Origin of the sequence: Streptomyces sp. NPDC051940, from assembly GCF_040680895.1 — a bacterium.
Lineage (GTDB): Bacteria > Actinomycetota > Actinomycetes > Streptomycetales > Streptomycetaceae > Streptomyces.
In genome coordinates this window covers 1-7,737 of sequence record NZ_JBFAXR010000217.1, presented here as the reverse complement: position 1 = coordinate 7,737, position 7,737 = coordinate 1, and the positions used below count along the sequence as shown (strand labels likewise).

The 7,737-nt window shown below is 75.5% G+C and carries 4 protein-coding genes; all 4 read right to left on the bottom strand.

The window, feature by feature from the left end:
• A partial coding sequence (locus tag AB0M28_RS39040; RefSeq protein WP_365415358.1) for an NAD-binding protein occupies positions 1-1,624 on the bottom strand: 1,624 nt, incomplete at its 3' end.
• 375 nt (positions 1,625-1,999) lie between these two features.
• Positions 2,000-4,261: a protein kinase gene (locus tag AB0M28_RS39035; protein ID WP_365415356.1), complete on the bottom strand. Its 2,262-nt coding sequence runs from the start codon at positions 4,259-4,261 to the stop codon at positions 2,000-2,002.
• An 81-nt stretch (positions 4,262-4,342) separates the two neighbouring features.
• Positions 4,343-5,431: a helix-turn-helix domain-containing protein gene (locus tag AB0M28_RS39030; protein ID WP_365415355.1), complete on the bottom strand. Its 1,089-nt coding sequence runs from the start codon at positions 5,429-5,431 to the stop codon at positions 4,343-4,345.
• Positions 5,432-5,676: 245 nt separating this feature from the next.
• Positions 5,677-7,254 carry a von Willebrand factor type A domain-containing protein gene (locus AB0M28_RS39025; protein WP_365415353.1) on the bottom strand — a complete coding sequence of 526 codons (1,578 nt, stop codon included), beginning with the start codon at positions 7,252-7,254 and terminating at the stop codon, positions 5,677-5,679.
• Positions 7,255-7,737: the final 483 nt, after the last annotated feature.

Here is a 7,737-nt window from a genome sequence, read left to right as displayed (position 1 = left end):
CGAGCATCTTGCCCGTCATCTTCGGCCACCAGAAGTGGAAGCCGGCGAACATCGCGAAGACGACCGTGCCGAACACGACGTAGTGGAAGTGCCCCTCCGTACCGCCGACGTCCAGCGCGAGGATGCGCCACGCACCCGGGCGGAACGCCTCGGCGACCGTGCGCCCCTCCAGCTCCGGATGCCCCGAGGCGTCGACCGCGACGAAGGTGAGCACCTGCCGCTCGACGGGGATCGCACCCAGGATCTGCCGCCCCATCATCGCCCCGGCGAACGCCGGCGCGGCCAGCGCGGACACGCTGCGGCTGCGCGTCACCCCGCCGGGGTGGGAGTCGCGCAGGGTGCGATAGACCGCCGTGGCGAACTGGTCGTCGGCCAGCCGCAGCACCGCCGTCAGCGTCGGGTTCTCCGCCCGGCTGCCCAGGACCGCCTCCAGGTTCGTGGAGTCGTCGCTCGTCACCGCGAGGATCGCCGAGGCCCGGCGGATCTTCGCGGCCTGCAGCACCTCGTCCTGGGTCACGTCACCGATCACGGTCGGCACATGGAGCCGCCGCGCCAGCGCCACCCCGCGCGCCTGCGGATCGGCCTCCACGCACACCACGGGGATGCCCCGCTCCCGCAGCCCGGCGAGCACCCGGGAGCCGATTTTGCCCAGGCCCAGCAGCACCACATGGCCGGACAGCCCGCGCGGCGGCCGGCGCAGCGCGGAGGCGGTGCGGAACGTGCCCAGGGCCTCGATGGCGGCGGCCACCAGCACGGGCAGCAACAGCAGCCCCATCAGCCCGGAGAGCAGCTGCAGCGCCTTGCGCGAGGCGGGCTGGCCGACGGCGGGGTCGTTGATGGCGAACAGGTCGAGCAGCGACTGGTAGGCCACGTGCAGCGGCGTGCCCTGCCCGGTCAGCCACCCGGCCACGGAGAGCGCCCCGAGCGCGAGCACCACCCCGGCGAGCGACCAGCGCAGCCGCGCCGAGAACAGCGTCCGCAGCGGCAGCGCGACCCGCCCCGGCCGCCACGGCGCCCGCACGGGCGCCACCGCGGGCGTCACGGCCTCCAGCGCGACGACCGTCTGCCCGGCGCCCTCCGCCTCCTCGTCCGAGGGCAGCAGCACCGGCGTCCCGCCCGCGCCGCGCAGCACGGCCAGCGTGCACAACGCCCTGGGCCGGCCGGCCTCGCCGGGCGGCCGCTCCGCCGCCCGCAGCATCACCCCGTCGGCCTGTACGACCTTGCTGGTACCGGCGACGGCGGCCGCGACCAGCGCGGGCGCGGCGGTGTCGGCGTCGGACAGCACGGTGGTGGAGGCGTCGGCGGCCTGCCGTTCGGCCTGTCCACCGGCTGCCGGCGCCCCGGCCCGGTCGAGCAGCTGCTCCAGATAGCCGCCGAGCCGGCGGTTGTAGAGCCGGATCACCAGCCGCAGCCGCGGGTTGAGCCGGCGCGCCCGCAGCGCGGCGTCGACGTTGCGCTGGTCGTCGTCGTACACGAGCGCGAGCGCGGCGGCCCGCCGCACACCCGCACCGGCGAACGCCCGGTCGTCGGGCTCCTCCTGTACGAGCCGCACCTGCTGCCCGTACGTGTGTGTCAGCTCGGCGGCGATCCGCTCGGCGAGGGCGTCGTCGCCGCAGACGACCATGTGGCCGGAGGGGAGGCCGGGTTCGGCGGGCTGGATCTGGTCGGGGAGTGTCACCACGCCCCCGAGCGTGCACCATGCGGCCGTTCTCCGCGATCACATCGGCGACTAGGGTCCGAGGTGTCCGCCTCGTCGCCTGCGGCTCGGGCCCGAAGTGTCCCGCCTCGCCGCCGACGGGCGGCCCGCTCCCGGAGCGGGCATCGACGCCCCCCTCCACGCGTCGATGCCCTCACCCCCGTCGAGGGCATCGACGCCCGGGCCCGGACAGGAAGGATGGTGACAGCGGCGGCATGCGGGCCGCATTGCCCGAACCCGGCAGTGTTGACCCCTCCTTGACGGCCTGGGCGATCACTCCCGGCGGGCCGGCGGTGTCCCACGTCAGCCCATGTAGCGTTCGACCATCGTGGACGCGACCTGCCGCCAGTGCCCGTCGCGCCGCTCGTCGATCCAGACGGGCGCACGGCTCTCCGCCTCGTACGTGTCATGCCAGGTGGCGACGAGCATGCGGGGCGCACGCTCGTTGAGCAGCCGCGTGCGCAACTCGTCGCGGGGTCCCGCCCCGTCGCCGTCCGTACCGGGCCAGGCTCCGAGCGCGGCCATGGTGGTGTCGTACGTCTCGACGGCATAGGGCAGCGCCGCGAGCTTCGCGCCCAGGGCCTTGGTGACCCGGTCGCGGCGGTTGCGGTCCGGATCGGCCTCCACGGAGTAGTGGCCACGGGCGGTGAGCCAGCCCTCGGGGGTGTCCGCGACGGGCCTGTCGCCCAGGCAGTGCGGGGCGTTCTCCGGCAGGAAGACCCTGAGCCCGCGGAAGCGGGCGTCCACGGCGTCGAGCCACTCGCGGCCGAGGTCCTCGCCCATGACGACCGCGTCCGGGCCGTACGCCGCGACGGCGGCGGCGAAGGCGGCGGGGCTCTTCCAGTCGGTGCCGCGGTCCGTCTTCACCTTCATGCCGGCGGACTTCAGCTCGTCGATGAGCCACGAGAGGGCCCGATCGCTCGGGCCGGCGCGGACGAACACCCGGCGGGCGCCCCGGTTCTCGTCGAGGTACTGCGCAACCCAGCCCTCCTCGTCGTAGTCCGTCGCGGCCAGGGAGTCCGGCACGTCGCACGAGCTGAGCAGGACGGCCCCCGAATCGAAGAAGTCGTCGGAGTCCACCTCTCCGGTGTCGCCGACGGCGGCCAGCAGTCGCGGGGCGGCGCTGCTCCAGGTGCTGCCGTCCACGGGCAGCGGCACGATCTCGGGGCCGGGCAGCCCGCGTCTCAGCGCGGCGGCGCGGGCCCGTTCCATCACCTGGACCATGGGCTTCAGCGCGGGCTTCGAGCCGGCGGCGCCGAGCTGGTACGGGCCAGCCAGCTCCGCAACGGCCTCCGGGGACGGGGCGGCACTGCTCGCCACCGGGGCGGGTGGTGCCGCACCCTCACCGTGCGAGTCGGCGTTCGTTCCGCTGACCGCGAGTCCGACCCCGCCCGCCACGGCGGCGATCATCGCGAGGGCGGCGGCGAGGGGCCGCATCAGCGAGCTGGTGCGCCGGGCCGTCGCAGCCTGGGGCGCGGGCGTACGGACGAGGGCCGGCCACGGGGCGGCGGCGCGTCCCGGTGCTCTGCCGGCGTGGGACCGGCGAGCGGCGGGCGACGGCGGCCGGCGTGCGGGGCGGGACGCCGCCGGGGACGGGGTCGCGGGCAGAGGCCCGGGGGGCGGGGTGGCGGGCGAGAGCGCCGGGTTCGCAGGGCGCGCCGGCGAAGCCGGCTCGGCCCCGGCCGCCAGCGCCGCCCGGATCTCCTCCCCCGCCCGCGCCGCGTCGCCCGGGCGGTCCGCGGGGTCGGCGGCCATCAGGCGCAGCACCAGGCGCTCGACGGCGGGCGGCAGCCCGGCCACGGCGCGGCTCGGGCGCAGGGGTACGTCGTGCAGGTGGTTGTACATCACCTGCGCGGCCGTGCCGACGTACGGCGGCCGGCCGACCAGCAGTTCGTACAGCACACAGCCCAGCGCGTACAGATCACCGCGCTCGTCGCCGCGCTCCCCGCGGAACCGCTCGGGCGCGAGGTAGTGCACGCTGCCGATGGGCATGGCGCCGGTGCGGGTGAGCCGGTCGTCGAGCGCGACCTCCTCCGCGAACCGGGCGATCCCGAAGTCGAGCACCTGCACCGTGCCGTGGCCGCCGGGGTCGGCCGGGTCCGGGGCTACGACCATGACGTTCGCGGGCTTGATGTCCCGGTGCACCACGCCGGCCGAGTGGGCCGCGGCCAGGGCCGCGCACAGCTGCCCGGCCCAGGTCAGCGCCCGGCGCCAGGGGACGCGCCCCTCGTCGCGCAGGATCCGCTCCAGGGTGCGGCCGTCGACCAGGGCCATCACGAGGTACGGGCGCTCCACCCCGGACCGGGTGGTGGTGCCGTGGTCGTGGACGGTGACGCAGTACGGGCTGTCCAGCGCCGCGGCGGCCCGCGCCTCACGGGTGAAGCGGGCCAGCAGCTCGTCGTACTCGTCGGCTCCCGCCCGCTCCGGGTCCACCGGCGGCGTGATGAGCTTGACGGCCACCTCGCGGCCGAGCAGCCGGTCCCGGGCCCGGTACACCTCGCCCATCCCGCCCGTGCCCAGCCGCTCCCCGAGCTCGTACCGGCCGTCGATCAGCTCCCCGGACATCGCCCACCCCCTGGAGGGATGCTGCCAGCCGACCGCCCGCCGTGTCACTGCCGGAGACCGGCAACGAGCGGCGCCGCCCGCCTACATGGCCTCGCCCGGCCACCCCAGCAGCCGGGCGCCCATCGCCGCGGTCTCCAGGGTGTAGCGGTGCAGGGCGTCGCCCGGGTCGTAACCCGTGAGGATCCTGATGCGCTCGAGGCGGTAGGTGAGCGTGCGCACCGACAGGCCGAGGCGGCGGGCGGCCTCCGCGTTCACATAGCCCGACGCGGCGCACACCTGCAGCGTCTCCAGCAGCGGCTCCGCGCCGCCGCGGGCCTGCGTGAGCGGGCCCAGCACCGAGCGCACCAGATCGGTCATCGCGTCCCGGTCGCGCAGCAGCACCGGGAACACCAGCAGCTCGGCGGCCCGCAGCAGCGGCCCGTCCAACCCGAGCCGCGCGGCGGTGTCCAGGGCGGCCAGCGCCTCCTCGTAACTGCGCACCACTCCGCCCGGCCCCGCGTGGCCGCGGCCGAACGCGACCTGCCGGGCCGCCTCGTACCCGGCGCCGGGCCGGCGCGCGACGGCGGCGAACGCCTCCAGCACCGCCTGCTCGCTGCCGGCCGCGATGCACACCAGCCGGCTCTCCTTGGTGGACAGCAGGACGTCCCGCTCCCCGAAGCGGCCCAGCAGCTCCCGTTCGACACGCCGCGCCAGCGGGTGCACGTCGTCGTACCCCGGCGCCTCCCCCACCGCGACGGCCACCGCGTGCGTCCCGCCCAGCCGCAGCCCGAAGCGCATCGCGCGCTCCGCCAGCCGCCCCGGGTCGCTGCGCCCGTACAGCAGATCGTCGATGAACTCGCGCCGCTCGGCCTCCTCCAGCCGCACCGCGAGGCGCTGCGCCCGCTCATGCCCCTCGCCGAGCGCGCCGACGGCCGACTCCACGGCCGCGAGCACGGTGACGCCGGTGCGGGCCACGCCGGGGAGTTCCGGCCAGCAGCGGCGGGTCTCGGCCAGATAGAGGCCGACGAGGTCGCGCAGGCTGTGCCCGGCCTCGGCGGCGCGTTCGCCCAGCTCGCGCAGGGCGTCCAGCTCGGGGCGGCGCAGCAGTCGGCCGGTGGTGGAGACGTCGCCGAGCAGTTTGGCGTAGTCACCCAGGAATTCGGGCGTGAGTTCCTTGCCCCGCCGTGTCATCGCGCTCCCCGTTGCCAGAATCCGGAGACCGGGACCGCATCCAGACTGCCGGTTCCCGGAACCCGGCGACAGCCTAACCAGCGTCCGGCCCGGGGGGAACGGATGGGGGCCTGTTATGCGCTCGGCGCAGGTGGCTGTCGGGCGCTTGACGTGGTTCTGTCACGGTCTTCCCGGCGGCTACATGCCGCGCCCGGCTGAGCACCCCCCGTCCTACGGGCTCAGCCGGGCGCGGTGTCCTGCGGCCGTCAGCTCACCAGTGCGACGGCCCGGTCGATGGTCTCCCCCAGCTCGGTCACCTGCCGGTCCTCCAGCCGGGCGGACAGGGCGGCGGCCCGCCGGGACAGCTCCTGGATGGTGGGGGCACCGGGCAGCGGGCCGGTCGCGCCGGCGCCCCGCTCCGCGGTCCCGGTACCGCCGCGCAGGGCGTCGGCGAAGTACGCGGCGAGCACGGCCACCTGGAAGCGCTCGTCCGCCCCGCCCCACAGCTCGCCGCCCAGCGCCGGGGCCTCGATGCTGCGGGACTCCTCGTGCGGGGAACGGTTCTTCGGGTCCAGCCAGCGGACGGTCGCGGTCGCCACATGGCCGGAGGCGCCCTCCTTGAGCCGTACGGCGTACAGCGCGGTCACCGTGTGGCCGGGGCCGATCTCGCCGCCGTCGACGCGGTCGTTGCGGAAGTCCTCGTCGGCGACGGCCCGGTTCTCGTAACCGATCAGCTTGAACTGCTCCACCGTCGACTCGTCGAACCGCACCTGCGCCTTGGCGTCGCGGGCGCGCAGATCGATGTTGCGGGGAAGCTGGTCGACGAAGACCCGGCGGGCCTGGTCGAGGTCGGAGACGTAGCTGGTGTGGCCGTCGCCGTGGTTGGTGAGGCGCTCCATCAGCTCATCGCCGTAGTCACTGCCCACGCCTACGCCGAAGAGGGTGATGCCGTGGTCGCGGCGGGCGTCGCCGATCCGGTCGAGGATGGCGTCGGCGTCCGTCTCGCCGGTGTTGGCGAGGGCGTCGGAGAGCAGCACGACGCGGTTGGTGGCGCCCTCGCGGCGGGTCTCGACGGCCTGCTCGTAGCCGAGTTCGACGCCGGCCGCGAGGTTGGTGCTGTCGGTGGGCCGCAGCTTCTCGATGGCGGCGCGGACCTCGTTCTTGTTGCCCTCGGACAGTCGGGTCATGGGCAGCAGGACGTCGGCTTCGTCGCTGAACGTGACGATGGCCACCGAGTCGTCGGGGCGCAGCTCGTCGGTCGTCAGCCGCAGGGCCTCGCGTACGAGGTCGAGGCGGCCGGGCTCGGCCATCGAGCCGGAGATGTCGATGACGAACGTCAGCGCGGCCGGCGCGCGGCGGTCGCTGCCGTAGGCGTTGGTGGCGGAGCGGGTGGCCAGGCCGACGCGCATCAGGGACCAGCCCTGCTCGCCGGGGGCGCGGGCGCCGTCGGTGGTGACGGAGAAGCCGTCGCCCTCGGGCTCGGGGTAGTTCTGCCGGAAGCTGTTGACGAACTCCTCGGTGCGGACCGTGTCCGGCTGGGGCAGCCGGCCGTCCTGGATGGTGCGGCGGGCGTACTGGTAGGAGGCGGTGTCCACGTCCAGCGCGAAGGTCGAGACCATGTCGCGGGCGGGGGCGAAGTCCCTCGCCTCGGGGTCCGCCTTCTGCGCGCCCTCGGCGTCCCCGCCGCCGAGACCGGGGGCGACGGCGCCGCCGCCGCTGTCGGGTTGCGCGGCGCTGCCCTTCGACTTGGCGGCGGACTTGTCGTCGGAGCCGCCCGCGCCGGCACCGCATCCGGAGAGCAGCAGCACCCCGGCTGCCACGGCCACTGCGATCCGCCTGAACATCGGCGTCGTCCTCCCCTTCGGGTTCAACTGACGCCGGTCTGACGGTCCGCGGGCCGTACGGGATCCGCTTTCCGGATCTCGGATCGATCTCGGTGCGGCAACGGAGCGTTACGGAACACGGGGCGGCCGGGTCCTCTCCGGACCCGGCCGCCGTGGCCGCTCGTCGTGCGGCCGGATGGTGACGGCGCGACCGCCTGGAGGCGGGGGGCCTCCGGGCGGTAGCAGACAGGTGCGCCGCGGTTCGACGCTAACCCCGCCCCGCGCCTCGCGCAGCCGCAGCACGCGCCCCACCTCCCGCCGCGGGGGCTTCTGCCCCCGGCCCACCTCCCGCTGCGGGGGCTCCGCCCCCGGCCCCCCGGTCGGCGCTCCGCGCCTCGTCCTCAAACGCCGGACGGCCCGCTCACACCCGGGACCTCCGCGGCGGACGGCCCACCCGCGGCCGCGGGCTTCGGCCCGCCCCCACCAACACCCACGGGAAGCTTC